Raw genomic sequence first — 1,278 nt, 5'->3', positions numbered from 1 at the left:
CTCCTTTCAGAATGGTGTGTCGCGACTTCATTCTACCAGAGTTCTGCAAGCCATGTCTCTTTTTATTTTTGCGAAACTTATTGTACCTTATCCATTATATGAAATGTATTCTTTAAAGTCAAAACCAAGTGTATATTTAAAAATCGGTCTTGAAAAATTCCTCAAGACCGATTTTTTTATCATATACTAAAATTCTTTTATAATCCCCTGCAAATACGCCCTAAACTCATCCTTCAGATCATCCCGCCGCAGAGCATACTCCATCATGGCTTTTAAATATCCCAATTTATCGCCTGCATCATATTGCTGGCCTTTGAAATTATAAGCATATACTGCTTCTCTCCTGGCCATGATTTTGATGGCGTCGGTCAGCTGCAGCTTGCCATGAGGTTCTACGGGGATGCGCTGCAGGATTTCGAAAATATCAGGAGTAAAAATATATCGTCCTAATGCCGCAACGCAGCTCGGAGCCTGATCTGCCGTCGGCTTTTCTACCATATCTACCACTTTTAATAGATCCGGACAGCTTGTCGGTATGCCATCGACAATTCCATAGGACGATACTTGCTCTTTCCGTACCTTCTGGCATCCTAATACTGTTGCGCCTACTTTGGCATATACGCCTAGCAGCTGCCGCAGTGCCGGCTGATTTTCATTGTACACGACGTCATCGCCCAACAGCACGGCAAACGGCTCGTCGTCAACAAAGGACTTGGCACACAATATGGCATCTCCTAAACCTCTCATATGCTTTTGCCGGATATAATGAACGTTGATTTCAGAAATATGCTGCACCATGCTGAGCAGCTTCGTCTTTCCCTTTTGCTTCAGCAGCAGTTCCAAATCCATATTAGTATCGAAATGGTCTTCAATAGCCCGCTTTCCATGACCGCTGATAATCAGGATTTCTTCAATGCCGCTCTGCAGCGCTTCTTCTACGACATATTGAATCACTGGCTTGTCTACAATAGGCAGCATTTCCTTCGGTATGGCTTTGGTCATAGGCAAAAAACGCGTCCCATAACCAGCTGCCGGAATAACTGCTTTGCGAATTCGATTCATATTATTTTCCCCCGCCTTTATATAAAAAAGCTACTTTCTGATGATATAATACTGAAATACCCAAAGCAACTCCACCTATAAAAATAACCTCAATAGGCATAAATATAGTTAAATAGAAAGGCGAATTTACAATACAAGTGCAACACCTATAAAAAATGACACATAGGTTTCTGATATAATAATGCTACCAAACAAAATCTATATCTCGGAGGAAAC

At 41.6% G+C, this 1,278-nt stretch carries 1 protein-coding gene; it reads right to left on the bottom strand.

Translation table 11 applies throughout. The features are described from left to right. Window positions 1–186 precede the first annotated feature (186 nt). Complete coding sequence (galU, locus tag OCV58_RS12155) at window positions 187–1,062, bottom strand: UTP--glucose-1-phosphate uridylyltransferase GalU (RefSeq protein WP_154878011.1); 876 nt, start codon at window positions 1,060–1,062, stop codon at window positions 187–189. Window positions 1,063–1,278: the final 216 nt, after the last annotated feature.

The organism is Megasphaera stantonii (assembly GCF_025567065.1).
In the GTDB taxonomy this organism is placed as follows: domain Bacteria; phylum Bacillota; class Negativicutes; order Veillonellales; family Megasphaeraceae; genus Megasphaera; species Megasphaera stantonii.
This window is presented reverse-complemented; position numbering and strand designations above follow the sequence as displayed.